The sequence below is a fragment of the Candidatus Nomurabacteria bacterium genome (genome assembly GCA_016699365.1).
Classification (GTDB): domain Bacteria; phylum Patescibacteriota; class Minisyncoccia; order Phycocordibacterales; family UBA9973; genus CAZLWF01.
Map to the genome: position 1 here is coordinate 435,557 of CP064973.1, position 26,663 is coordinate 462,219.

The window sequence follows — 26,663 nt, forward strand, 5'->3', positions numbered from 1 at the left end:
CTATTCATTCGAACGGGCAAATATTTTCCATACTGCATCGCTCTCTATATACCACTTGTAAACAGTGGCAAGCCGATCATGAGGTTCGACAATATGATCGACAGTTAATCCTTTTAATTTTTTTGGTAATACATAAATAAAGTCAGGGGAGTATATAAACACAGCAGCATTATCATCTTTTATAACTTGTTCAAATTTTACATAATTGGTAAGTCTATCTTCACTAGAGAGTAACCCTTGGGCTTTTTCTAAGTAAGTATCAGCTTTAGTGTTTGTGTACAGTGCTATGTTTAGTCCAGGATCATTTCTCTGGGATGAATGCCAAAAAGCAAATAGGTCATTTTCAGTACTTATTATTTGACCGAAAAGTAATACATCATATTTTCTAGGACGTATAACATTTTGATTTAATACGCCAATTTCAAATATTTTTAATTCTACATCTGCTCCTATTGCTTCTAAATTCTCTTTTATAATTTCTCCAGATCTTTTCAATTCTGGTGCATCACCGGTGGAGATAGAGAATTCTAATCTTGTATTTCCAGATTTACCTTTTTTTATCATTATCCCGTCTTCTCCTCTAGACCATCCATTCTTCTCTAATATGCTTACAGCTTCATCTATCGATGCCATTTTTGTTTCTTCAGTATTAAATGATGTTCCATCTAGAAGTGTTTTTGGAATAGGGCTATCAATTGTTTGACCGTAATTGTATAGAACCTCGTTTATTATTCTATCTTTGTCGATAGCTGTATTGAATGCACTGATTACTGATTTATCTAAAAATACAGGAGATTGATTTTGATTAAAGAATAAGCCGAATATTCTAGGTAGGGTAGTGGTTTCAATTCTCGCTCCGCTCTCTTCTAATTCTCGGGCTTTCTCTGGAGTTATAGCACTCATACTTTCTATGGATCTGTTTTTATAAGCACGAATCATATCATCTTCGTTTACATAGAAGTTAAATGTGATGCGATTTACAAAAGGTTTTCCAAGAGTAAATTTACTGAATGATTTTAAAGTATATGAACTAGGTGCTCCAGAACTTTTTTTATCTATATCTTTTACTAGATAAGGACCAGAACCAATTGCTTTTGAATTATACTCACTAAAATTCCATTCCTCGATAGGTATGTCTTTCCATATATGATATGGAAGTATTCCTATTGTTGCGTTGTCCAAGAAAGATGCGAAACGCTGTCTAAGTGTAAATGATATTGTGAGATCGTCTATTTTTTCGACTTCAACACCTTCCCATTCAACTCTCCTAGGGCTTTTCAATAGAGGATCTTGAATTTTCTCTATTGTGAAGATTACATCATCGGCTGTTAGAGGTTCTCCGTCATGAAAAGTTAGCTTTTCATGAAGTTTGAAGGTGTAAGTTAATCCATCGCTTGATATCTCGTAGCTTTCAGCTAAATCAGGAACTATAGATCCATCTGGCATCTTTCTTACAAGTCCAGAAAAAACCACGCTTACCAAATCATCGTCGGTGTCGGAAAGTGCTAGTACTGGGTTAACGAATCTCGGAGTACCCACTATTCCTTCTGTTATTGATCCACCACTAGCTGGAACTTCAATAATAAAATTAGAATTTATTTTACCTAATATGATAAAAGTCGTAATTACGAGAGCGGTCAAAATAGTAACAAAAACAACCCATTCTTTTCTTGTTAAATAGTGTGGGATTGCCGCCAACTCTTGTTTCTTTGGAAAACGAAGTCCACGAGCTTTTCTAAATAAGTTTTGGAACATAAATTATTTGGAGTTTGTTTTAATGTGAAATTGTTTTCACATTTTTAGTTTTAAGATACAGTTTTAAACTATACTAGACTAGAACAGCAGCAAGACTTGCCAATGTCAATAATACAGCTGTGATAATTGCTGTATAAAAGAGTACTTTCTCAAACCCGCGTCGTGTGTGGAATGTGGATAGGCTGTCTGAGCCACCAAAAGTGCCACCCAAGCCTGCGCTTGATTGCTGGAGAAGTATTGATATGACTAGAATAATAGATAGAAAAATCTGTATGTAAGGCAATGCCTCAGTGATCGTACTCATAGATATGAGCATAGCAGATTGACGTATTTTTGGCAAACTATAACTGTGTTTATAGTGTTTTATTTTGTCCTAAAAACTGCTAAATAATTATATTTAACATAGGTTTAATAGGGGATTTTTATCAATTTGCCCTATGGGGTTGACATTGCTTTGCACCTCGTCTATACTATCCTTACTCTACATATAAGTAGGGTAACTAACAGACATATGAAAAACTAACTTTTTTAATCTAAACAAGTAAAGTTTGATTGCGCCTGTTGGACGCTTTTTTCTTTGAAAATTCAAGAAGCTAAGTAATGTAATAATCTGAGTCTAAAAATAGTTTATGTTTTCTTTTGTTTCGTTCTATTTCAAAAAGACAGAGCAATCTGTTTTTAATTAGAGTTTGATCCTAGCTCAGGATGAACGCTGGCGGCGTGGATAAGGCATGCAAGTCGAACGAACTAGTCCCTGGAAGTATTTGAGTGAGTAGCAATACAAACAATTATATGGAAAGGGTTCACTAGTTAGTGGCGAACGAGGTAGTAACACGTGGGTACGTCCCCCAAAGTCGTGAACAACACACCGAAAGGTGTGCTAATACACGATGGTCCCTCCGGGGTAAAGTTTTAACGCTTTGGGAACGGCCTGCGGGATATCAGCTAGTTGGTAGTGTAATGGACTACCAAGGCTATGACGTCTAGGGGAGCTGAGAGGCTGACCCCCACCGATGGGACTGAGACACGGCCCATACTCCTACGGGAGGCTGCAGTCGAGAATCTTCCACAATGGACGAAAGTCTGATGGAGCGACGCCGCGTGATTGATGAAGTCCCTCTGGGACGTAAAGATCTTTTATGAGGGAAAAAGTTTATTGATTGTACCTCATGAATAAGGGGCTCCTAATCTCGTGCCAGCAGGAGCGGTAATACAGAGAGCCCCAAGCGTTATCCGGAATTATTGGGCGTAAAGGGTGTGTAGGTGGTTGTATTAGTCTTTCGTTAAAACTCCCGGCTTAACTGGGAATCTGCGAAGGAAACGGTACGACTAGAGAATACGAGGGGTGCATGGAACTCAAGGTGTAGGGGTGAAATCCGTTGATATCTTGGGGAACACCAAAAGCGAAGGCAATGCACTGGCGTACTTCTGACACTCAAGCACGAAAGCGTGGGTAGCGAATGGGATTAGATACCCCAGTAGTCCACGCCCTAAACGATCTTTTCTCGCTATTCGGAGTATCGACCCTCTGAGTGGCTAAGCTAACGCGTTAAGAAAAGCGCCTGGGAAGTACGGCCGCAAGGCTAAAACTCAAAGGAATAGACGGGGACTCGCACAAGCAGTGGATTATGTGGTTTAATTCGATGGTAAACGAAGAACCTCACCAGGGTTTGACACCTACGTGAAAGCTCTAAGAAACTAGAGCCCTCGCAAGACTAGTAGGCAGGTGTTGCATGGCCGTCGTCAGTTCGTGGTTTGAATTGTTCCCTTAAGTGGGGTAACGAACGCAACCCTCGTCGTGTGTTATATTTGTCACACGAGACCGCCCAGAACTTTGTTCATGAAAATATTTCGTGCATAAAGTTCTGGGAGGAAGGAGAGGATGACGCCAGGTCAGCATGACCCTTTGATATCCTGGGCTACACACATAATACAATGACGGCTACAACGCGTCGCGACGGGGTAACCCTGAGCCAATCGTTATAAAAGCCGCCTCAGTTCGGATAGAGGTCTGCAACTCGACCTCTTGAAGTTGGAATTGCTAGTAATCGCAGGTCAGACATACTGCGGTGAATACGTTCTCGAGTCTTGTACTCACCGCCCGTCAAGTCAAGGGAGCTGGTGGTACCCGAAATCTCTCCATTGGAGGGCCTAAGGTAAAATCAGTGACAGGGACTAAGTCGTAACAAGGCACGGCTAGCGGAAGCTGGTCGTGGAATAATTCAATTTGAAACCCCTTCATATTTATATGAAGTTAAGGTGTCGGTATTGTATGCCTCAATTGAGCATACAATGGTCAGTTAAGCGCGGACCTAAAAGCAGCTTTGACAGGAGGGAAAGCCACCCCAATAGAACGAAACAAAAGAGTATAGAAACTATTAGATTTTACATATAAAAACGCCCACATCGGGTTGTTTTTTGTTTTTAGAAAGAAGCTTAAACGGATTGACTTTTTGTATATTTGTGATATTATAAGGAAAACGTACCAAAATGGAAAAAAACTTATATTTATTTGCTTTTACTGCATTTATTGCCTTTATGGTTTCGTGTGATAAATACGAGATTCCGGAGCCAATTGAGTCGATTCCTTACCAGGGAGAGACAGGTGATACTGTCGATATTCCGGGTGGAGAGGATACTATTCCACCAACTGGAGAAGAAGACATTTTAGCTCCGTTTAAGGCGGACGCAGATGTATTTTTTGTGGATTTCCAAATGGCATTCATTGCCGATCCAACTGCTGATTCGCTTTTACGAATCCCGATGCTGGATTCGATATATGATCGTTGGGCAATCTACAATGCAGGATTTATTGACGGATATTTTGCTTCGATTGTTGGAGCAGAGGTCCCAGCTGACTCACTAATCCCGACATTCTTGCCGGATGAAGTGTGGGATACGTTGGTTACAATTTACCCAGCTTTGTTTAGTGGATTTTTGTCAGACATCCAGATTGATTTACTCGATCCGGGTGAGGCCGAGGAAATCTTTAATGAAAGGTGCAACGTAATCATCGATATCGTCATGAATAGACGATGTGATGAGTGGGTTGATAAATACTTTGGCCGTTATGCCAATCCTCGTAAAATCCATTGATAAATAAGGCCAAAAAAGTTTTTTAAAGCCCCGCACCCGCGGGGCTTTTACTATTTTTTAGGTATAAAATTTTAATATCAACCAACACTATACACTTGGTCATGGTACGGCCAAACAAAACAAGAGTGATTATTTTTATCTTTGAAAAAATATTTTTACGACACTAAATAAGTCTTTGTTATAAGGCTCGTGCGACACACATCTTTACAAGAAAATTTTTTTGTTTTACGGATATAAAAAGTGAGTTATCCACTACGACAAGAAAAAAAAATTTAGGTACAATGAATACCACAAGTTAGAACTTTTTATTAATTTATTTTTTATTGCGCATGACAAAAAAAATCACCCTCAGTAAACAAGATCTTGCAAAGATCAAAGAAATTCGTAACCGCGAATTTAACATAATAGCTTTTGATCTAAGTAAGATTATTGAAGCTATCAATAAAGCTTTTGCTTCAACTGGCGAGGGAGAACATGCCGATGCTGAATATGTTGGCAAGAAGGTTTTCAAAGAACTATTGGCTATCAAAACAGAAGCTAAAGACAAAAACTTTACTCCTACAGTAGAGCTTATACAGGATTTGGTAGAAACTGAGCTTATTCGTGAGAAATATGTGCATACAGCAAAGGCTTATATTCTATATAGAAACAAGCGCGCAGAACTTCGTCGTGAGGTTGGTCCAGTTCCAGAGAAGGTTAAAAAGATGGCCGAAGAGAGTAAGAAGTATTTCAGAAATCCTCTTGCTGAGCTCGTGTACTACAGAACATACGCACGTTGGATAGATGCAGAAGGTCGTCGTGAGACTTGGATTGAGACTATCGATCGTTATATGGATTTCATGCGTGAAAACATAGGCAACAAGCTAAAAGAATCAGAGTATGCTGAAGTTCGTGAGGCAATTCTAAAACAAGAAGCGATGCCTTCAATGCGCCTTATTCAATTCGCAGGCGCTCCAGCTCGCAAGACAAACGTTTGTGCATACAACTGTTCATTTATCGCACCATCTACATTTCAAGATTTCGGAGAGATTGTATATATATCAATGTGTGGAACTGGAGTAGGTTACACAGTTGAATCAAAAAATATTCAAGCACTTCCACAGATTAAACTTCAAGATGGGAAAAAACTTCCTACTTTTATAGTACCTGACTCAAAAGAAGGTTGGGCTGATGCTCTCGTGCATGGTATGAAGACTTGGTTCGGTGGAAATGATGTTGAATTTGATTTTTCACTTCTTAGACCAGCCGGTGCTCGTCTAAAAACTATGGGTGGAAAATCTTCAGGTCCACAACCTCTAGTTGAGCTTCTCCAGTTTACTCGTGAGCGTATCTTGCGCCGACAAGGAAGACATCTACGAAACATCGATGCGCACGATATTATCTGTAAAATAGGTGAGTGTGTTGTTGCTGGAGGAGTACGTAGAAGTGCTTTGATATCACTTTCAGATTTGGATGATGAAGAAATACGCGATTCAAAGAAAGGTCAGTTCTATCTCACAGAAGGTCAGAGATCACTAGCAAACAACTCAGCTGTATATGAAAACAAGCCTTCAGCTATAGAGTTTATGGATGAATGGGTAGCTTTGATGAAATCAGGATCTGGAGAGAGAGGAATCTTCAATCGTGGATCACTTCATGCAACTCTACCAGAACGTCGTATAAAACTTTGGCAGAAAGAGTACAAGGGTTACTTCTCACCAGATGGACGCGTAGTCGGACCGATCGGAACAAATCCTTGTGGAGAGATTATTCTCCAATCAAAACAGTTCTGTAACTTATCAGAAGTAGTAGCGCGCGCAGATGATACAGAAGAAACTCTAATGAGAAAAGTGCGTATAGCTGCAATACTTGGAACATACCAATCAACACTTACAAAATTTGGATACCTCTCAAAAGAGTGGCAAGATAATTGTAGAAAAGAATGCTTGCTTGGAGTTTCTATAACAGGTCAATGGGATTGCGGGCTTGCTCGAGATGGCAAGATGCTTGAAAAACTCAAGAAAGAATCTATTCGCATTAACAAGATCTTTGCAAAGCGTTTTGGAGTAAATGAATCTACATGTATTACTTGTGTTAAACCTTCTGGAACCGTTTCTCAGACTGTAGACTGTTCAAGTGGTATGCATCCTCGTCATGCTCCATACTACATCCGACGTGTACGTATATCTGCAACAGATGCACTTTTCAAAATGTTGAAAGACCAAGGCGTACCTTACTTCCCAGAAGTTGGTCAGTCAGTTGATACTGCTACTACATATGTACTTGAATTTCCAGTTGCAGCACCAAAAGGTGCGATATGTAAAGACGATGTGTCTGCACTTGCTCAGCTAGAACACTGGAAAGTTGTAAAAGTTAACTACACAGAACACAATCCATCAGTAACAGTTTCTGTGGGAGACGATGAATGGATTGAAGTGGCTCATTGGTTGTATCAGAACTGGGATATCGTAGGAGGTCTTTCATTCCTTCCTCGATCAAATCACGTGTACCAACTTGCTCCATATGAAGAGATTACAAAAGAGCAATATGAAAAACTAAAGCCAACAGTTGCAAATATTGATTTCTCAAAGATTGTTACTTATGAAATCCAAGACGAAACTGAAGTTAAAAAAGAACTCGCATGTGTGTCTGGAGTCTGTGAAATCTAGTTTTAAATAAAAAGAAAAACCGCTCAGTTGAGCGGTTTTTTTTATAAAATCCAGATATATTCTCCTATGTTTTTTGATTCTGCAATTTCAAGAACCTTTTTATGATAATCATGTTCTTTATACCTTTCCTTGATGAAATCATATATTTTTTTCCACGCCTTACGGTTACCAATCGCAACATCTTTCATAAGTTGTTTTGTTTCCCATCTCCAGTTTTCTTGATCAGATTCCTTTTCTCCAACCCAGTAATTTTCTAGGGCTTTATGAAGGCGTTCCCTGTTTTCTTCATTGGTATCTTTTAGATAGGCGATCCACGCATCTGCGAATTCTTTCCATTCAGTAGTAAGACCCTTATTCTTTTTAGTTGCCATATTGAATTTTTCCTCACTCTACTCTCCGAGAGCCTAGTTGTCAAACCAAACAAAAATCCGCCAAAAAAGCGGATACGTATTTTACTACTCGGAATCATAATCATAATGGAAACTTATTTCGTTATTAAGCGACCTATTCCGCTTCCTTTGTGCTAGGCGAGAGAAAAAGCCTGGAATCATGGAAGTTACTCTTTTTCTAAGGATTTGGGTCTCTCCCTTAGTCTTATTTTCCAAGGTGGTTGTTGGAACAACATTTTTCTGTACGGATCCTTTTAGTACAAGCACATACACATATGCGCGTTGTTGTGTAGATGTAAAAGGATAAGGTGGTCTCCATATATCTTGAAGCACTTTCCTTTCAATGTTATGGTTCGGAAAAAGTTTCTGTACTGTATCATCGGCCAATTTTTCACTTTCTATTGCTTCTGTCTGATCATTAGGCAGAACGTGTCCGATATAGACGGCCAATCCAAATCTTATTTTACCATCAGTTCTTTGTGGCAAGACCGTAGGATATCGTAAGGTACCTGTATTTGATAACCTCCTGATATTTTTTTGTTCCATAAAGTTCAGTTTTCTTTACCTTATCAATCTTACGGATTTTGTCAAACTCTACTTGACGGGAGGGAGAAACAAAATAAAAACCGCTCAGTTGAGTGGTTTTTTAGTTATGTTGCTCCACCTACTCTGTATACCTTGTATCGGGTAGGTAATCTGTCGCCAGATGTATTTTGATCGTTTTCAATTGCAACCATAAGCTCTTGGGTCTTCTGGTTGTCTTTGAATATTTCATAGCACTCGTCGCTATAAATCTGAAATGACGTATCAAAAAACTTTACGAACTTTTTGAGTAAATTATTTATTATTTTTTTTCCCATAATTATTATATTTTTTAAGTAGGTAAATAACATCTATCGTATTACATGAGTAAAAGTAATCCAATAAATATTCCCATTAAAAGAAAAAATATTCCGAGAATTGCCCTTGATATATCGTTGCTTCTTTGGATATCTTTTATTTGTTGCCTCATTGCATGATTATCAGTTCGATAATATAGTCGTAATTTTTCAAAGGCTTTGGAGACTTTCTTGTCTGCAAAATAATACCCAAAGATACATCCAATTAAGGAAATAGAAAGTACTATATAAATATCCTTCATATGTATATGTTTTTCCTTAATATATCATAAAATATCGCCTTGTCAAATATAATATGATGTTATATACTACCTTTGTTGTACTGGATGATCGCGCTTGTCGAAAGGCAGGTGAGGAAAGTCCGAACACAGGCTTATGAAAATAAGCAGCAGGGTAGTGGGTAATTCCCATCCATAGCAATATGCGAGGTGCGAGCAGTGACGTCTAATCCGAAAGGAGAGGAATTCCCTTGGGAATAATCCAATGGAGACATTGGGGTGAAACGGCTAAATCCTTACTTCTGTGCAAGACCGTGTCCTAGCTTGCTAGGGAGAGTCGCTTGAGGGTATTGGCAACAATACTCCTAGATAAATGATTGTCGTCTATCGCAAGATAGATACAGAATTCGGCTTATAGGTACAACAAAAAATATGAAAAAACTCTGCGAAAGCAGAGTTTTTTCTGTTATAATTTTTTATATGTCAAAAAACAATTCACCATGGATTCATCAACTTGCTCGAACGAGACCTATTTCAAAAGGTAAGATACCTGAAAAGACCGATGTTGTTATTGTTGGTGGGGGAATAGCGGGTATTTCGACTGCGTATGAAATATTGAAAAATACAGATCTGAAAGTTGTTTTACTAGAAGCTACAAAAGTGGCTCACGGAGCGACTGGTCACAATGCTGGTCAGATTACAAGTTATTTTGAAAATCCATTTCAAGATTTTGTAAATAAATTTGGATTGGAGCAGTCAGCCGATGCAGTAAGAGCTATCGAATATGATGCACGCATGATTCTAAATGAGATCATGCGCGACGCAAATATAAAAACCCCTCTATCAGAATTTGAAGGATATGATGGACTGAAAGATAAAGACTCTGTTTTGTTGTATTTAGAAGATCTCAAACTAAAATCCGAAGCAGGTTTGTCTATTCGTAAAATGTATATATCCGAAGAATGGAGTCATAGTATGCATTTGCCTTCTGAATACAAATCTTTTTATACAAAAATAGGGCACAGTGATGTAATGTCTTTGCTCGAAACTATTGATAGTGATTATATAGCGGCTTTGCCATTTTTATCAGGTTGTATGAATAGCGCTCTTTTTACAGAAGAGTTGGCGGTTTTTATACTAAATAACTTCAAAGATCGTTTTGTCTTGGTTGAAGAATCTCCTGTTTCAGTTTGTGAACTTCATAAAGATTTTGTTTCTCTAAAATCAAAGGATATTTCTATTCTTACAGATCGAGTCGTATTGTGTACAAATGGATTTGAAAATATAAAAATAGACAATAAAAATGGTGTAGATATAGATACTAAATTTCACCATAAAGTATCAGGTCTTATTGGTTATATGGCTGGCTTTACCGAAAATCCAGACAAGAAGCCTTCTGCTAGTATTTACACAAAATCTATAGGTATGAATGGGGGAGAGTATTTTTATGCGACTCGTAGACCATATGAATTGAGAGATAACAAAGTAAATCTAATATCAATCGGTGGGCCTGAGGAGGTGATAGAAGATACAAGTAAATACGATAGAAATATGCGTATCCCTTCTTCTGCTATTGGTTCTATATTTAGTTTTATTGAAAAAACTTATAATACAAAAAGTAAAAATGATATTTTTGAATTTATTTGGCACGGGCTGATGGGGTATACACCAAATGGAGTTCGATTGATTGGTATAGAACCTTGCAATCCATTGCTTTTATACAACTTAGGTTGCAATGGAGTTGGAATATTACCTTCAATATATGGAGCCAAGAGAATTTCAAAAATATTAAATAATGAAGTATTGAAACCTTCGATATTTGATCCCAAAGATCAAACTTGTCCCATAGAATAAGCTTACTAATATTTATAGTATAAGTATTTTGTATTAGGGGGTTGACTTTTTAAATCGAATCTGCTATACTCTTTTTGTGAGTGAATAACTTCGTCTCGTTATTAATGAGACACAAGTGCCTCGCAAATCCCGGCTTCGGCCGGGATTTTGCGTTTTTAGGCTACTAAATAAAGGCTTTTATATATGAATCCCTTTGTGTCTATTGCTATTATTTTGTTATCCGCATATAATTTCTATTGCAGATCGCTTGTCTGTGTTTATAGCGAGCGTCTGCACTCACATAGGCATTTGTGTTGGAGTTAGCACACGCTCGCTTTAAACGCAGATAAAATAAAAATCTCCCCACAAGCACGGGGAGATTTTTATTTTTAATTATTTTTAAAATAATTTTTATTTTATTATTTATTTTTTTATAAAAAATATTTTATTTATAATTTTTTTTATAAAAAACTTTTTTGAGTTATCCACATATTTTTTGTAAATAATATTGTTATTAGTTTTTTTCTGTAAGATAATATATACAGTGATGCATTGATTGAAATCACAAAATATTTTTTTATAAATTTATTTTGTGTGGTCGGATCATTGCAGAAAACGTTAATAGCTTAACCCACTAAAATATATGGCAGCAAAGAAAAAGAAAAAGGCAGCTCCTAAGAAAAAGGCAGCTAAAAAGAAGAAGAAATAGTTTCTACTTCTCAAAAACAAAATCCTCCCTATCAGAGGATTTTGTTTTTTTATATCTCGATAAAATTTGCCTTTTATGCTATACTCTGTTTTTATATAGAAATTATGGCCTTAATTAGCAATATATTTGGGAACGCAGATTCCCGTTTTATAAAATCAGTAAAACCACTTATAGAGAAGATAAACTCTCTAGAAGAAGGCCTTTTGTCCTTACCTGATGAAGCTTTTCCTGAAAAGACTCGGGCTCTCAAGGAGCGTCTCGCAAAAGGGGAAACTCTAGATAATATTTTACCGGAAGCTTTTGCGCTTGTTCGTGAAGCTTCACGAAGAACTCTTGGGCAACGCCACTATGATGTGCAATTGATTGGAGGTATTGTTTTACACAAAAATAAAATAGCCGAGATGCGCACAGGAGAAGGTAAGACCCTCGTTGCTACCTTACCTGTTTATTTGAATGCATTAAAAGGAGATGGTGTGCATGTTGTTACTGTAAATGATTATCTAGCGAGTCGTGACGGAGAATGGATGGGACAGATATATGATTTTCTTGGTCTTAGTGTGGGGGTTATAAACTCACAACAAATTTCATATTTGTATTCAAAGAAAGAAGGTGACTTGGACAAAGAACACGACGAGACAGGATCTTTCAAGGTGATGTATGAGTTCCTTAAAACTTGCACCAGAAGAGAGGCTTATGCAGCTGATATTACATATGGAACAAACAATGAATTTGGGTTTGATTATTTGAGAGACAATCTAGTGGTAAATTCTTCCCAGATGGTTCAAAGAGGTCACCCTTTTGCTGTTGTTGACGAGATAGACTCTATACTTATAGACGAAGCTAGAACTCCTCTTATAATATCTGCTCCGACATCTGATTCCGAGAAACTTTATCAGACATTTGCTAGTATTGCTCGCAATTTAAAGATAGAAGAGGATTATACAGTTGAAGAGAAGCATAAATCTATATCCCTAACAGACGCTGGTATAACTAGCGCTGAAAAATCTTTAGGAATTGAAAATATATATTCAGAAAAAGGCATAAAGTATGTTCATCATCTAGAAACTGCTGTACGTGCCGAGGCCTTATACAAGAAAGACAAGGATTATGTAGTAAAAGATAATGAGATTATTATTGTTGATCCTTTTACTGGGCGTATGCAACCAGGACGTCGTTGGAGTGAGGGTCTGCATCAGGCGATTGAAGCCAAGGAAGGTGTTATGGTCCAAAAAGAGTCTAGAGCCGCAGCTTCTATCACTTACCAGAATTATTTTAGACTATATAAGAAGCTTGGCGGTATGACTGGTACTGCGAAGACTTCAGAAGAAGAATTTTTTAAAGTTTACGGACTTGAGGTTATTACTATACCTACACATAGGGATATAAAGAGAATCGACAATTCAGACCTAATTTACCAAAGCGAAATTGGTAAATGGAAAGCTATCGCAAAGAAAGTAAAAGATCTTCACAAAAAAGGTCAGCCGGTACTTATCGGTACAATTTCAATCGAGAGAAACGAACTTCTGTCTGAATTTCTAAAAGCAGAGGGTGTTCCACACACACTTTTGAATGCAAAGAATCATGAGCGCGAAGGTGAGCTAGTATCAGAAGCAGGAAAACGTGGCGCTGTTACTGTTGCAACAAACATGGCAGGTCGTGGAGTTGATATAAAACTTGGAGGCGCATTGGCCACAGAAGAGGAGAGACAAGAAATACGCGATCTTGGTGGTTTGTTTGTTTTGGGTACAGAGCGCCACGAGGCTAGACGCATAGACAACCAGTTACGAGGAAGATCTGGTCGTCAGGGAGATCCAGGCGAAACTCAATTTTATGTATCACTAGAAGATGATCTTATGCGCGTGTTCGGTGCTGAGAGTATAAAACGTATGATGGGTACATTTGGTATTCCCGAAGATGAACCTATTACAAATCGTTTGATTAGTCGCGCTCTAGAGAGTGCTCAAGCAAAAATCGAAGGTTTCCATTTCGATGCTCGAAAGAACACTCTTGAATATGACGATGTATTGAATCATCAGAGAAAAAGTATATACAACAGACGCAAGACCCTAATAGTTGGTACTTTTGATGAAATAAAGAAATATATAGATGAATATGTGTCTTCTGATACAGAACTTTCTAATCTAACTGATGAAAAAAAGACTCTAACTACTGAAGAGAGTTTCTACGAAACACTTCGTAGGATAATTCTACATGTTACTGATACGCTCTGGGCTGAGCACTTGGAGACTATGGATTATTTGAGGTCTTCTGTTAACTTGCGTGCGTATGGTCAAAGAGAACCTTTGGTTGAATATAAAAAAGAAGGCTTGATTTACTTCAAGAATATGGAACAGGCAGTTTTACGGGAAGTGTGTGAAATTCTAAAAACTGTAGAAATAAAGACCCCCGCTAGTGTTAAAGAGGAAGAAGTGAAGCAGGATTTTGTTATCACAAGTGCTGGGTCGCTTGATTCTGATACTATGAGCCATAAATCTGAGGCTGAAAAGAGCGGTATTCCGAAAGTTGGGCGAAATGATACATGTCCATGTGGTAGTGGAAAGAAGTACAAAAAGTGTCACGGAGCCTAAAAGTCACTAAAAAGCCAAAAAGGCTATCCACAGCCTAAAATAACACCACACTTTAACTATACTTGTCAAGTTAGAACATCAAAAATACCCTTATAAATAAGGGTATTTTTGATTTGACACTCCTAAAAATAGTGGTATAACTATTGACTTTATCTTCACAATATGCTACTATATGCTTGTCTCCAAAAACGTTATGTTTATGGAGTTTTTCTTTTAAAGCCGAGGTTTTATTACTTACCGGCAAAAAAATCAGTTACGTAGTTTGGCGGAGCAGAACCGCTAGTTATGAATAAAGACAGCATTTTACGCTCTCTACAGTCATTTGTCGTACTTCCTATTTTGGCGACAAACATGTTAGTACTCCCAGCGGGTACAATCATGCTTCCAACTGCTAGAGTATCAATGACAGAACAAAATGGGCCCCTTATCGAGACGATCACTGATAACCAACAGAAGACTCGAATCGATACGGCTAAAAATATAGATACATACTTTGCTAATCACGACATGCCACTCGAAGGAACTGGTATGAAAATGGTTATCGAAGCAGAGAAAAATAATATTGACCCCTACTTGATCGCAGCTATTGCAGTTCGCGAATCTACTGGTGGAAAACACCAATGTAAGAGTCAGGCTTCCCTAGGTAAGGTTAATCCTTTCGGATGGGGAGGTTGTAAGCTCGGTTTTGAATCCTATGATGCTGCAATTGAAACAGTTGCTCGTAACCTAGGAGGTAACAACCCGAAGACTGCTCATCACTATGGTGATAAGTCTACGATTGAAAAACTAGAAGCTTATAATCCTCGTACTGTGGTGGCTCGCTACCCAGAACAAGTTATGGATATTATGAATGATATGGCCTCTCTCGAGTTCACATCAGCAGAAAAGTCCGCTTAACAGCTGGGCTTTTTTGTTTGAGGTGTATTTAAATTTTTAGTATACAATTTGACGTTTAACTGTTTTTGTTATATAAATTAGTATCTAAATGAGTTCTTTTCACTAAAAAAATAAATTATATGAAGTTAGCTTTTAAGATCATTTTATTGATGATTGTTTTTACTCCGTTTACATCTAGCGCCCAGAGGTGTGTTATAGACATGGATAATTTACTTGCTCATATGGCGCAAGTAAAATTTAATAAAATTGGTAGTATTACTTACGCAGAAATACTCGTCAATGAAATTGACGCAAATGGTGATAGAGGCAAGCCGACACTGGTTTACATTGATGCAAGTTACTTAGACTTGATAAAAATTTTACCTACACCAGTTTATGTAAATACTGTAGTAGTTAAATACAAAAAAGGTAGATTTGTACAGGCTGCTGCAAATGATAATAATTCTGCTAGGTTAGTATGTGGCTTTGGTGAAGAATTGGTATTCCCAGTATTTAATGAACTTTCTACTGAAAAAGGTAGAAGTATTGGTTATTTTGATTTACAGTACAACATCTTCTACGAAGTACCTTTCAAGCGCCCCGGCAAGGATACAGTTATATGGCAGGGCGCCATGACGCTGATTGATACAAGTGATCGCACAGCTAAGGTTACCAGGAAAATGAAGCTCATAACCCTTAAAAGCAAAGAGGATAGGGAGTTGTTCGATACACTTCTGTATTCTGCTAGGGTTGAAGCACTGGCTTCAGTCTGGAGTAATGAAAAAAATAAGTTTGTTATTCCCGATGAGACTCCATATATAGATGATAAAAATATCCATAGACCGGAGATTTTTGGATTATCCAAGACTGATCGTATGACAAATCTTGTTGTGTGGAATGCGGATATTTATACTACACCTACCGTAAGTACTCAGCCAGATTCAGATTCTATTGAGTTTACGGTTGATGCTACAGTAGCTTCAATACAAGTTGAAGCTGTATTGCTTGGTGATAACGTAGTTTTACTAAAGTGGGATAGTGTTGGTACGGACTGGAGTTTGTACACCATCACTCTGATTTATCCTAGTGGTAATACCAGGAAGTTTCCTGCAAGTGATGCAAGTATAAAATTGAAAAACCTACCCAAAGGTGGAACTTTCAAAGTTTTTGTTGAAGGTCCCAATGGTACAGGGGAAACAACGTTCGAAAATTGATTTCTAAACCCGCGCATTTTGCGCGGGTTTTATTTATTTAGGCTTGTAAAATAAGGGTTTTTTCAGTCTCTAAAGCATTGACATTTTATATAAAATCTGATATAATACTCAGGTAACGCACAAAGCGTAAATGTTCATTGTTAAACTCAAAAAAAAGAAGATATGAAGAAATTATTAGTTTTAATTTTATTTATCGGTTCTGTGTCCATGGTCCATGCGCAAGGTGCGCGTGCAATCATGGACTTTAACACCACCTTCAGCTATGGAGCTGAGGTGAAGATGGATGTGATAGGAGACCTCGATCTTAGTGAGGTGTCTGTTGGTGAGATCACTACTTCCGGTTCAGATGGTGCTATATCATCTGTGTTGGCGTATGTCGACCCAGCGCATCTGGCAAACTTGAAAAGCTTGCCGAAGCCTATTTTTATTGATTACGTTCTCGTGAAATTCGAGAACGGTCGCTTTGCTCCGGCAACAGCCGAAGATAAAAATGCGGTTAGGTTAATTTTTAAGTACGGCAAGAGTTTGCCGAAGCCCAGTTATACACCAGCTATTGTGAACTATGATGACCGCACTATTGGTTATCTGGATTTACAATATACAATTTTTTATCCCATGACCTTTGAAAAAAAAGGCAAGGATATCGCTGTGTGGCAGACTGCTGAGACGCTTGTTGACACCTCAAACGGGTCAATCTCTATGAAGTTAGTAAACTTCATAAATGAAAGTGACTTTAGTAAGTTGAAAGCGTTGAGTGTAGAATCAAGGCTCGAAAGTGTAAGTAGTGTTTGGAGTAACGAAAAAAATAAGTTTGTTACTCCTTCTGAAAGTCCATGGAAATGGGCAAGTAGGAATGAAAAAAACACACTTGAAGTTGTGTGGAATGCGGATATTTATACCGTGGCCGCACAAGCTCCGACGACTGGAGCAACTTCAGGTTCTACAAACATGGGGCAGTCGGGTAACAACACTCCACAGTTCAGTATCTCCGCTACAAAAGGTAGTGGAAATATTACCACTGTAAAGTGGACTGAGACTGCTGGGGCAACAGGTTACAAACTGAGCCTGACGTATCCTAATGGAGGTTTGAAAGATTTCAATTCGAGCAAAGGCTCGATTGATCTCAAGAACCTTCCTCCTGGGGTTTATAAAGCCATCGTCACAGCCACTTCGGCTAGCGGTGCGACTCTGTCTACCGGGAGTGGTCAGATCACTAATTAATTTTTTTCATTTTGTAAACCCGCCAATCCGGCGGGTTTTTTTTATTTTGATTTATTCAAAAGCCCGCTTTGCGGGCTAAGTCTTTTTCTTATCGTTACTTTTTCAAAAAAGTAACGCAAAAACCTCTTTGCATTTCTACCCACAAATATTCACAAGACTCGGACTCACTAAAAGCATTAACTCGCCCCACAGACTCAAAGCGGGGCTCAAACAGAATACTTTTTCCTAACGGAACATTCGTCCTCATCTGTTCATATACTTGTGGGTAGAAAGGGCAAAGCCTGGGTTCAAGAATTTAAAACATCCAAATCCTCACTATTAAAAAGACTAGCGAGTGTGACGACACGAGCTCGAGGAATTTTCTAGCAAGAAAATATCCGTGCTTTTTAATAGTGAGGATAAAAAATAGTTTTCCAGAAACCAAACAATAATTAACACAGAAGGTGATAGGAGTTATAAAACAAAAAACAAAAATACGAGTGCTAGGAGTATGCGATATATTCCAAATCCAATAAAATTATGCTTCTCTATAAAACGGATAAATATTTTTACAGCAAACAGCGCTGATACAAATGCACTTACAAAACCAATTCCGAGCAACGTCCATTCGCTTGAAGAAAAAGTAAAACCAGTTTTGATTAGGTCGAGACCTGATGCTGCGATAAGTGTAGGTATGCCTAGTAGGAAAGAGAACTCAACAACATTTTTCCTTGTGATTCCCATCGAGAGTCCGCCTATAATCATCGCTCCTGAACGCGATACTCCAGGGATAAAAGCTAGGGTTTGAAACACTCCGAGCAATATTGCGTTTTTAGTTGTGATTTCTTTTGGTTCAGATTGAGCTCTTCTTTTGAACCAGATCTCAAAAAGTATTATGAGTATCCCACCAAACAGTAGTGAATATATGACTACGTAAGTGTTAGAGAGCAAGAATTCTTTTATAAATGGGTATAGTACTATTCCGATTATTGCAGTAGGGATAAATGCTAGGGCGATGTTCTTCATCAAGTCCCAGTTTTGGATTAACCTTTTTGTAAATAAAAAAAGGATAGCTATTAGTGCTCCGACTTGGATTGTAATTGTGAAGCTTTCTACAAAAGGCGTTGACTCTATTCCTAGTGTGCGAGTGGCAAGTATCAAGTGCCCAGTAGAGGATACTGGTAGGAACTCTGTGACACCTTCTATTATTCCTAAGACGATTGATTGGAGTATTGTCATTATTTTTTATTTACAAACAAGAAGCTAGATATTATCGCAGCTGTTTCAGCTCGGAGAGTTGAGTTTCCAATACTAACAATCTGTACACCTGTGTCTTTTGCGGTTTGTATTTCATTCTCAGCCCACCCACCTTCTGGTCCTACAAATATTGAAACTTCCTCTGGTATTTCTTCTAGGTCATCAAAAGGAATTCCAGTCATATCAAGCAAATACTTCTCTCCGGGAGAATTTTTTAGAGCTTCTATTAAATTGGTCTTTTCTTCTAGTGTGGGTAAATATGATCCGCCAGATTGTTCGAGTGCCTCCTTGATAATAGTTTTCAGACGCTCTTCTTTGAGGCCAGTTTTAACGGTCCTGTCAGATTCTATTGGATTTATACTTGCTACTCCAACCTCAGTTACTTTTTGGGCTACAAGTTCAAAGTTTTCTTTTTTTAATATCGATAGATATAAATGCACTTTGTGTGAAGGTTTTTCTGAAATTACTCTCTCTACAACACTGCCCACAATAGAATCTTTTGATATTTCAGTTAGGGTGATGTGTATATTTTTACCCACCCCGTCAGTTAGAATTATTTTTTCTCCCATGCGGAGCTTTAGTACATTTTTGATTTGATGAATTAGGTCTGTATTTTCTATAAATACATTGTTTCCGATTTCTTTGTATTCAGTTAAAAAACGGTGAACCTTCATATTACACTCCGACAAATATAGTGTAAAAGAATTTTACAACTGGATCTACATCAGGTCCATATACGAGTGCTCCGCCTAAAGATCCTGCGACTGTTATAAAAAACAGTCCTACGATTGCAAGCAAGATTAAAATTCTTTTTTTCCAAAATATAGCCTTGATTTTTAGTAGTAAATTCCAGATGCTTTGACCTACACCACTACTTGTGTATTTTATGAAAGATTGAGTTTTTTCGATCAGCCAGATTAGATACACTATCGCAAGTGCTCCAAATATATAACTTGCTCCAACTGCAAAAAATGCATGAGTCTCTAAAAGTTTTCCCTGAGGTCCGCTCTCCATCGCCTCACCGACAAGTGCACCTGTTTGTACAGCAAGAATAGAAGATAGAGATCCGAGGATTAAAAATGCGGATTTGATATAAGTGATTGTGTCAGTAGCCTCAAATCTTTTGATACGGATAATCTCAAAAAGTGCATAAATAGTAAAAAGCGCAATAGGGAAGTGAACAAAAATTGGGTGTATATTTATCATATATTTAAGTATAACATGACTCAATATACGTTGTCACAAAAGTATATTTGGTTCGTCATAAAGTATAGACGCTAAGTCAAATAATCCTTTCGACAGGGGAATTATTATCACAAAACCGCCCTAATATCCTTGGGCGGTTTTGTATTGACTTTTAAAGCATTTTATGCTATTATTAGGGTTCACAAATAGTTCATCTCAAAATTTAAGATAGCATGAAAAAATATTTAACCTTACTTGTTTCATTTATTTTCGGCCTGACAGCTTGTCAGAAAGACCCGATGCCGGGGGACCTTTTCAATAAAATTGACGGCACCTGGTTCGGGTACAAAGTGTACTTCGGCCAGGCTCCGGTGCTCGATGTGAGCGACCAGGGACTTGCCGATTTATTTATCACCTTTGATCTTGACGGCATCGTTACGATGCAGTTCATGTCATACGGTGGCACCGACCCGAATTCGGGTGGTGAAGCTTACTGGTCTGATCAAACCTTTACTGGAGATTACTGGCGCAATGAAGATGGTAGCTGGCATGTGCAGTTCAGCAATTATGATACCTTGCATGTCACAACCAACCGCAAATTTGCGTTGGACTGGACCAATGGTGACTACAGCTACACTGCTGGTGGTGCACCAAGTGATGAGACTCGCGAGAGTTTCACACTGACTTCGCTCAATGGTGAAAATCACGGTTCAAGCTGGACGTTGATTTGGTACTCCAAAATAGGATGGCTTAAAGCCCGTACTGTCGAGGATGCTGCACCAACCGATACATATTATCGGTAAAGGTAAAAAAATATTTTCACAAACCCGCTCAATCTCGAGCGGGTTTTATTGTTTTTAAATTATAAAATTAAATCCCCCATATATATGGGGGATTTTTATTATTTATGACGTGAAAAAGTTATCAATCTTTTTCCTGAGTCTTCTATTATCTCAGCAATCTCATCATTGTGGTTTAAATCGAGATTTTGCTTGTAGAGATTTTCCACTGCTTCTTCAACATCACTTGCTTGAATACCTGTCTTTGTGTTGTTGGCTAAGTCTCTTTTCATTGCATTCGATATGGACATATCAACAGCAGAGACAATCATTGCTCCATTGCATATATGATGAAGAAAAAGATGACCCTCTGATTCTGTGTATTTTATGTCACACAACTTTAAGTCTTCACTAAAGAATTTTTCTACAAAAACTTTCGACAAATCATCTTCTGCTGAATTTGATTTTGGAATCTTTTTGATATTCTTTAGGAAAATCTCGCCTGCACTTTTCTGATCAGGTCTAGTGATTTTGACTTTACGATCTATTCTACCGTCTCTTACAATAGCAGGATCAAGCATGTCAGGTCTATTGGTAGCTAATATTATAAAAGCTCCAGAATCTTCAAGCCCATCCATTTCTGTCAGAAACATTGGTACTATTGTTTTTTCAACATCAGAACTTACACCGGAGCCTCTTTTTGAAAGTATTGCTTCAGCTTCATCTATGAAAAGGGTGGCAGGATAGTTATATTGTGCATTGTGCTTACGGGCTCTATCGAAGATTTCTCGAATAGTTTCTTCAGCATTGCCAACATATTTATTTAATATCTCTGGGCCTTTTATATATATGAAACCACTTTTAAATCCTTTTTTATCGTAATTTTTTGCCAGAGAAGTAGCAACTGCTTTTCCAAGCATTGTCTTGCCACATCCTGGAGGTCCATATAACAGAACACCCTTTGGCATTTTACGATTGTAGAATTTAAACAAATCAGGATTTTTGAATGGAAGTTCTACGAGCTCTATCATAAGCTCCTTGGCTTTATGTAGTCCTCCGATTTCATCCCAAGATACATTCAATTCTTCGTTCAGTGAAAAATCTTCCTCACTCTTTCCTAAATTCTTGAGAATTATAGAAGAGGAGGGATCAAGTACGATGTGATCTCCTGATTCTGCGTCTTTGTTTATTTTCCCTGAAAAGACGACTTTCTTGGTTCCGGATATTTCCACTTCACAATGGTTTTCATCCATTAACTTTCGGAAGACGCATACAGGTCCAAGTGTTACTGTGGCTGATCTGTTTACAATTTGTTTTGTTTTAGAAGACAAGGTACAGACATCACCGGGTTCCACATCAATTAAAGGCTTGTTTATTTCAAGAAATTGCCCATTGATTACAATAGTGATTGTTTCCTTTTCTTCTTTTACTTCCTCAGTCAATTCTAATTCGAAAGATTTGTTTATTCCTCCGATGTCGAAATTGTTTTTGTAACCATTTTCAAATTCAGCTTGTACGCATCCATTTAAATCAATTTCTTTGGTTACTTTTCCTTTTGTGTTTAAGTTTTTTAAGTAATCAGGATGAGAGATAGATAATCTAACTTCTTTTCCTAATGAAAAGTCTGATGGTCTGGGAAGTCTCTCAACAAGAGTTTTATTTCCTGTTTTTACAACAACACAGTACTCAAGAGGGGAGCTAGAGATCGTGTCTATCAAATCGGCTTGAACTGCAATTTTCTTGCGAGCATTTTGTAATGCTTCGCGTAAAATTTCTATCACTTGTTTAGAATCCATATTCTTGTTTTTAATGTTTATTAAATTATATTATAGATTTACAAAATGTCAATGGTTTATTTTCATTACTTGACTTTATGTATGATTAGTGTTATTTTTTCAAAAAAAGTGAAATGAAAAAAATCTTGATTAACCTTCCTGCAATTGCATTGATTATTCTTGCAGTTGTCTTTTCTGCTGTAATCATCGCAGTATTAAATGATTCAAAATTTCTGATGATTTTGATCGATGTTTGTTTTGGTGTTTTGTTGTTCTTTTTCTTGAGTGGTAAAGAGAAAATTTTTAAGAAAAAAACCTTTTCACTCCTCCTGCTTTTTGCTGTTTTGATGATCCTAAACACCATAGCCGCAATCTGGAATCCTTTTTTTGCTATTGGTATATTTTTGATGGCTAAAAGCCTTAAAGAAAACATAAAATAAAGTCTAAAAACCCCTTCAAATGTAGGGGTTTTTACTATTGACAAAACTAGTCTAATATGCTAGTATGCGCGCATAGGTGTAAAAACCAATTGTTCATTCAAAAATCAACAAACATTAAAGAATGAATAAACAGAAAAACTATTTCATCACAAAAAAACTTAAAAGACATGGGATTTAAAGATTTTATGAAAAACGCCATTTACAAAGGGGGAGAGGATGAAGATCCTTACTCTGATGTGAATATGAAAAAATGTTCCTGAGAGCAAGATGGTTGTACCGCTTGTTCAAAATGTAAACCAGGCAGGTGACAGTGTGTCCCTGGACCCGGAGTACATCGAACACTTCACAGAATTTCTCGAATCTGTTGACCTTCCTGGTCCGGATTACTTCGAGTTTGCGCAAGTTGTGCGAGCTATGGAAAGTGAGAACTCTGGGATGTCAAAAGAGCAAATTTACCGCATGGCCTACATTGGGTTCAAAGCCCAAGGTCATCCTGCAAAGATGTTTATAGATACTGCTATGCAGTACCTGTCGTACTTTGAAGAACATAAGGGTAAATTTGAACAGTATTTGTCCAGCGAGACCGATACTGCTATTGGCACAAAGAGATCTGAGAATATCGCTCTCACAAAAAAGAACGGAGAAAATCTGCAGAAAATTGCTGATCTGAAAGCTCAGATTAAGGCGATCGAAACAGAGAATTCTCAAAATTCTCAAAAGATTAAAATCAATGAAGAGGCCATAAGTAATGAGGAAGAACGTATACGTAAAAAACGTACTCGTTTTGAAACTACATACGAATGGTTCAAAGAGTTGATCAATACCGACATTGCAAACATGAACAATTTTCTATCACAAAACCAAAAACCATAAAAAGTGGAAAAACCAAACAGTATTCTTAATTCCAAGGAAAAAGTTGTCGGTCTTATAACTGGCCTGATGATTTTAGCCGGTATTGGTGTGGGGCTGTATTACATCCTCCCGCCTTTATTATTGATTATCACAAACCTGTTGAGGCTCGGCCTCCTGGTAGGTGGTACATTACTGGTTACGGTGGCTTTATTTAAAGCTCGTAAATTAATCCGTGCCTCGTATGAAGTCTTTATTCAAAAGCTTTGGCGAGCTCTTGCCAACAACGATCCTATTGCGTTGATGAAAATCAAAGTAAAGGATTGGTGGGAATCACTTGAAGTTGTAAACAAGCGAATACAAACTCTGCGCGGGTCAGAAGCGCTGCTTGAAGCAGCTTGCAATGACAACGCTGACGACGCTGAACAATTTATGCAACTTGCTAAAAAAGCTGCATCGGGTGATAAGGGCAAACAATCTCCTCAGGCCATATTGAAAACAAGACAGGCGCTTCGTAGGCTACAAGCCAACAATCAGTTAGTACCGCGATTACAAGCCGTAAAACAGGCGATCGCGTTACTTGAAAAACTGTACGAGCGTTGGGAGCTTGATATCAAGGATCTTGAGGATGAGATTGAAGTGCGGAGTATCAGCTTAAAAGCTGTTCGTGACGTATCATCAGCTCTTGAAGCTGCTGAAAGTATTATGAACGGAACACCTGATCAGCGTGCAATGGAAGAACTTGCCAATCAAGCATATGCCGAATTGGTAAGCCAACATGTTGGGAAGGTGAAAAGATTCCTCTCGAAATCCAAGGGTTGGATTGAGGAGTCAGACTTAAAAGAAGCAGTGCTTACTGATGAGGGATTAAAACTCCTTGATTACGACGAGAAATCTTTTAAGCAACTGGTAGATTTCAAGCAACAGCTTGAAAATGATCCAGTACTGTCTCAGAAAGTAGTGCTCCCAATATCGAAAAACGCCGACGCGGTGATCGAGTCATTTAGTAAATTGAAGTAATTTTCCTTTTCATTTTTTAAACAAAAAACAAATAAGCAAATGAGTATCATTAGCACTTGGAAACGCTTAGGATGGTTGACACAGTTCATCATCCTCGCAGCAATTTTCACTTACCCTACAATTTTGGGTTTCAATTACCTGAACAGCAAGGGAATCATAGGTGGAAAAAACAAAGAAACTGTGCAGCTTGAAAAAGCTACGCAGGAACAGAACATAATCTTAACTTCAGCACCATCGAACTACAAAACAGTTGGTTTGACAATGATGCCCTTGCCTTCTTCAACAGTCGTACGCGACGCAACACGCGTTAGTATCGAATACTGGGGAATGGCATGGCAGTCACAGGCCGGGTTTGCTCTTGCAAACGGAGGACCGCTTACCACTGAAGGTAGTATGTACGACAAGGCGAAAATAAATTTTAATTTTATTCGTCAAGATATGTATGACAAAATGTCGGAAAAAATGCTAGATATCGCAAAGCAATTTGAAGATGATCCGGAAGGAACACCAATCTATTTACTCGGAATTATGGGTGATGGAATGGTTACCTTTGGGGCACCGCTTATGGCTCGATTGCAGGAAATCAATCCCGACTTTCGTCCTGTGGGTATATTTACCCCAGGATTCTCAGACGGAGAAGATAAATTTATCGGACCATACGAATGGAGAATTGATCCTCAAAAAGCTCGTGGTGGAATCTGCGTTGTATATTTAAAGGATGGTGATCATAACCTTGCGCTCAAATGGGCTGCAGACAATGGAGTACCAGTGAATCCGGATCCAACAACATGGAGTGCGAATGCACTTAATTTCGTATCTGCCGAGGATTTCCTCGATGCAGCACGAAAATATAATGCACGCAAATCCAACAAGGTGGAATTAACAGAGGTTATAACTGATGAAAATGGAAAAGTCATTAAACGTGGCGACAAAGTTTTCAAAGAAATTAATTGTGTTTCTACTTGGTTGCCGGGAGACGAAAAAGTTTTCAGCGGTTCACCGAATGATGACATTATAAATTTGATGTCCACTCGAGAAAATCGTATGCAGATGCCTTGTTTGGTTATTGGATTAAACAAACAACTTGAGATGCATCGAGGAGATGTTGAAAAATTCATTTGGGCAAGCTTACAAGCATCAGACCAGATAAAGACCTATGACGGAGCACTTCGTTTTGCCTGCAAGGCGCAAGCAGAAATTTATAAAGAAGGAGCTGAAGAGAATGGTAAATTCTGGTACGACTATTATCGGGGAAAAACAATTACAACTTCGTTTGGTCGCCAAGTAACATTGGGTGGATCACGAGCTGCAAATTTAGCCGACAATGCTGAACTGTTTGGGCTCTCTGGTGGAGTTAATCGTTACGAAGCTGTATTCAATTACTTCGGTAATTATATGGCTAGATTATATCCTGAAGACGTTCCGACAGTTCCTGATATTAACGAAATGCTTGATTTGTCATATTTGCAGAATGTATATAGTAAATACAAAGGCAATATGACTACAGCAGATGAACCTCAAATGACTCCTGGTGGAATTGTCGACAAGGTTTCTGAAAGAAACTATAAAGTCGAATTTGCCAGTGGTTCAGCACAGCTAACAGCGGAAGGCATTAAAACTCTCAATGAGATGTATCAATCACTCGCTGTTTCTGATCTCAAAATTCAGGTTTATGGTCACACCGACAGTGATGGTGATGATGGTCCCAATATGGAGCTGTCACAAAAGCGAGCCGATGCGGTCAAATATTTCCTGATTAAAAAGGGGATTAACCCAAAAAGGTTTACTGATGTGATGGGCTACGGAGAATCAAATCCTATTGCGGAAAACACATCTGCAAACGGGAAGCAAAAAAACCGTCGCGTGGAGATTGAGACCGGTATGTAATGTTTGTTGATTAATTTGTGATTAAAAGCAGGTCTTTAAGACCTGC

21 protein-coding genes, 1 rRNA gene and 1 other RNA gene are annotated in these 26,663 nt (G+C 38.1%); 14 read left to right on the plus strand and 9 right to left on the minus strand.

The features are described from left to right. Entirely contained in the window at nucleotides 1-1,755 is a 1,755-nt protein-coding gene (locus IPJ63_02485) for a hypothetical protein (GenBank protein QQR76349.1), read from the minus strand. Between the two features lie 73 nt (nucleotides 1,756-1,828). Beyond that, on the minus strand, nucleotides 1,829-2,059 hold the full coding sequence (gene secG / locus IPJ63_02490) for a preprotein translocase subunit SecG (GenBank protein ID QQR77019.1): 231 nt from the start codon (nucleotides 2,057-2,059) through the stop codon (nucleotides 1,829-1,831). 373 nt (nucleotides 2,060-2,432) lie between these two features. Between secG and IPJ63_02495 the strand changes: the two genes are divergently transcribed. The 3 genes from IPJ63_02495 (at nucleotide 2,433) to IPJ63_02505 (ending at nucleotide 7,499) form a co-directional block, all read left to right on the plus strand. Then, nucleotides 2,433-3,983: ribosomal RNA gene (locus IPJ63_02495) — 16S ribosomal RNA — on the plus strand. A 310-nt stretch (nucleotides 3,984-4,293) separates the two neighbouring features. Next, nucleotides 4,294-4,851 (plus strand): hypothetical protein, encoded by a 558-nt coding sequence (locus IPJ63_02500; protein QQR76350.1) that lies wholly within the window; start codon nucleotides 4,294-4,296, stop codon nucleotides 4,849-4,851. 329 nt (nucleotides 4,852-5,180) lie between these two features. Beyond that, nucleotides 5,181-7,499: a ribonucleoside-triphosphate reductase gene (locus IPJ63_02505; GenBank protein ID QQR76351.1), complete on the plus strand. Its 2,319-nt coding sequence runs from the start codon at nucleotides 5,181-5,183 to the stop codon at nucleotides 7,497-7,499. Between the two features lie 41 nt (nucleotides 7,500-7,540). Here IPJ63_02505 and IPJ63_02510 read toward each other — a convergent pair whose 3' ends face one another. From IPJ63_02510 to IPJ63_02520, 3 genes are all read right to left on the minus strand, one after another. Next, nucleotides 7,541-7,870, minus strand: a complete 330-nt coding sequence (locus IPJ63_02510) for a hypothetical protein (GenBank protein QQR76352.1) — start codon at nucleotides 7,868-7,870, stop codon at nucleotides 7,541-7,543. Between the two features lie 84 nt (nucleotides 7,871-7,954). Then, the gene (locus tag IPJ63_02515) at nucleotides 7,955-8,374 is read right to left on the minus strand and encodes a hypothetical protein (GenBank protein QQR76353.1); all 420 of its coding nucleotides are present in this window, start codon (nucleotides 8,372-8,374) and stop codon (nucleotides 7,955-7,957) included. Between the two features lie 164 nt (nucleotides 8,375-8,538). After that, on the minus strand, nucleotides 8,539-8,748 hold the full coding sequence (locus IPJ63_02520; GenBank protein QQR76354.1) for a hypothetical protein: 210 nt from the start codon (nucleotides 8,746-8,748) through the stop codon (nucleotides 8,539-8,541). Between the two features lie 353 nt (nucleotides 8,749-9,101). On the opposite strand from IPJ63_02520, the gene rnpB reads away from it, so the two are divergent. The 6 genes from rnpB (at nucleotide 9,102) to IPJ63_02550 (ending at nucleotide 17,446) form a co-directional block, all read left to right on the plus strand. Then, an RNA gene (gene rnpB / locus IPJ63_02525) (RNase P RNA component class A) lies at nucleotides 9,102-9,436 on the plus strand. A 49-nt stretch (nucleotides 9,437-9,485) separates the two neighbouring features. Continuing rightward, nucleotides 9,486-10,859, plus strand: a complete 1,374-nt coding sequence (locus tag IPJ63_02530) for an FAD-binding oxidoreductase (GenBank protein QQR76355.1) — start codon at nucleotides 9,486-9,488, stop codon at nucleotides 10,857-10,859. A gap of 789 nt (nucleotides 10,860-11,648) precedes the next feature. After that, nucleotides 11,649-14,135, plus strand: coding sequence for a preprotein translocase subunit SecA (gene secA, locus IPJ63_02535; GenBank protein ID QQR77020.1), 2,487 nt, complete (start codon nucleotides 11,649-11,651; stop codon nucleotides 14,133-14,135). Nucleotides 14,136-14,420: 285 nt separating this feature from the next. Next, on the plus strand, nucleotides 14,421-15,032 hold the full coding sequence (locus IPJ63_02540; protein ID QQR76356.1) for a glucosaminidase domain-containing protein: 612 nt from the start codon (nucleotides 14,421-14,423) through the stop codon (nucleotides 15,030-15,032). A gap of 119 nt (nucleotides 15,033-15,151) precedes the next feature. After that, complete coding sequence (locus IPJ63_02545; GenBank protein QQR76357.1) at nucleotides 15,152-16,225, plus strand: hypothetical protein; 1,074 nt, start codon at nucleotides 15,152-15,154, stop codon at nucleotides 16,223-16,225. 162 nt (nucleotides 16,226-16,387) lie between these two features. Beyond that, on the plus strand, nucleotides 16,388-17,446 hold the full coding sequence (locus IPJ63_02550; protein QQR76358.1) for a hypothetical protein: 1,059 nt from the start codon (nucleotides 16,388-16,390) through the stop codon (nucleotides 17,444-17,446). A gap of 453 nt (nucleotides 17,447-17,899) precedes the next feature. Here IPJ63_02550 and uppP read toward each other — a convergent pair whose 3' ends face one another. The 3 genes from uppP to IPJ63_02565 are packed head-to-tail and all read right to left on the minus strand — an operon-like array spanning nucleotide 17,900 to nucleotide 19,888. Continuing rightward, complete coding sequence (gene uppP / locus IPJ63_02555) at nucleotides 17,900-18,664, minus strand: undecaprenyl-diphosphatase UppP (protein QQR76359.1); 765 nt, start codon at nucleotides 18,662-18,664, stop codon at nucleotides 17,900-17,902. Beyond that, nucleotides 18,664-19,356, minus strand: a complete 693-nt coding sequence (locus IPJ63_02560; GenBank protein ID QQR76360.1) for a 16S rRNA (uracil(1498)-N(3))-methyltransferase — start codon at nucleotides 19,354-19,356, stop codon at nucleotides 18,664-18,666. The genes uppP and IPJ63_02560 overlap by 1 nt, the downstream gene beginning before the upstream one ends. 1 nt (nucleotide 19,357) lies before the next feature. Beyond that, entirely contained in the window at nucleotides 19,358-19,888 is a 531-nt protein-coding gene (locus IPJ63_02565) for a hypothetical protein (protein ID QQR76361.1), read from the minus strand. A gap of 212 nt (nucleotides 19,889-20,100) precedes the next feature. Here IPJ63_02565 and IPJ63_02570 point away from each other — a divergent pair, with 212 nt between their 5' ends. Next, nucleotides 20,101-20,670 carry a hypothetical protein gene (locus IPJ63_02570; protein QQR76362.1) on the plus strand — a complete coding sequence of 190 codons (570 nt, stop codon included), beginning with the start codon at nucleotides 20,101-20,103 and terminating at the stop codon, nucleotides 20,668-20,670. A gap of 98 nt (nucleotides 20,671-20,768) precedes the next feature. Here the strand turns inward: IPJ63_02570 and IPJ63_02575 are convergent, their stop codons facing one another. After that, nucleotides 20,769-22,442: an AAA family ATPase gene (locus tag IPJ63_02575; protein ID QQR76363.1), complete on the minus strand. Its 1,674-nt coding sequence runs from the start codon at nucleotides 22,440-22,442 to the stop codon at nucleotides 20,769-20,771. Nucleotides 22,443-22,555: 113 nt separating this feature from the next. Between IPJ63_02575 and IPJ63_02580 the strand changes: the two genes are divergently transcribed. The 4 genes from IPJ63_02580 to IPJ63_02595 all read left to right on the plus strand — a co-directional run bounded on the left by IPJ63_02580 (nucleotide 22,556) and on the right by IPJ63_02595 (nucleotide 26,617). Further along, the gene (locus IPJ63_02580; protein QQR76364.1) at nucleotides 22,556-22,861 is read left to right on the plus strand and encodes a hypothetical protein; all 306 of its coding nucleotides are present in this window, start codon (nucleotides 22,556-22,558) and stop codon (nucleotides 22,859-22,861) included. A 267-nt stretch (nucleotides 22,862-23,128) separates the two neighbouring features. Then, nucleotides 23,129-23,734 carry a hypothetical protein gene (locus IPJ63_02585; GenBank protein QQR76365.1) on the plus strand — a complete coding sequence of 202 codons (606 nt, stop codon included), beginning with the start codon at nucleotides 23,129-23,131 and terminating at the stop codon, nucleotides 23,732-23,734. 3 nt (nucleotides 23,735-23,737) lie between these two features. Beyond that, nucleotides 23,738-24,730: a hypothetical protein gene (locus tag IPJ63_02590; GenBank protein QQR76366.1), complete on the plus strand. Its 993-nt coding sequence runs from the start codon at nucleotides 23,738-23,740 to the stop codon at nucleotides 24,728-24,730. Nucleotides 24,731-24,769: 39 nt separating this feature from the next. Next, nucleotides 24,770-26,617 (plus strand): OmpA family protein, encoded by a 1,848-nt coding sequence (locus IPJ63_02595; protein ID QQR76367.1) that lies wholly within the window; start codon nucleotides 24,770-24,772, stop codon nucleotides 26,615-26,617. Nucleotides 26,618-26,663: the final 46 nt, after the last annotated feature.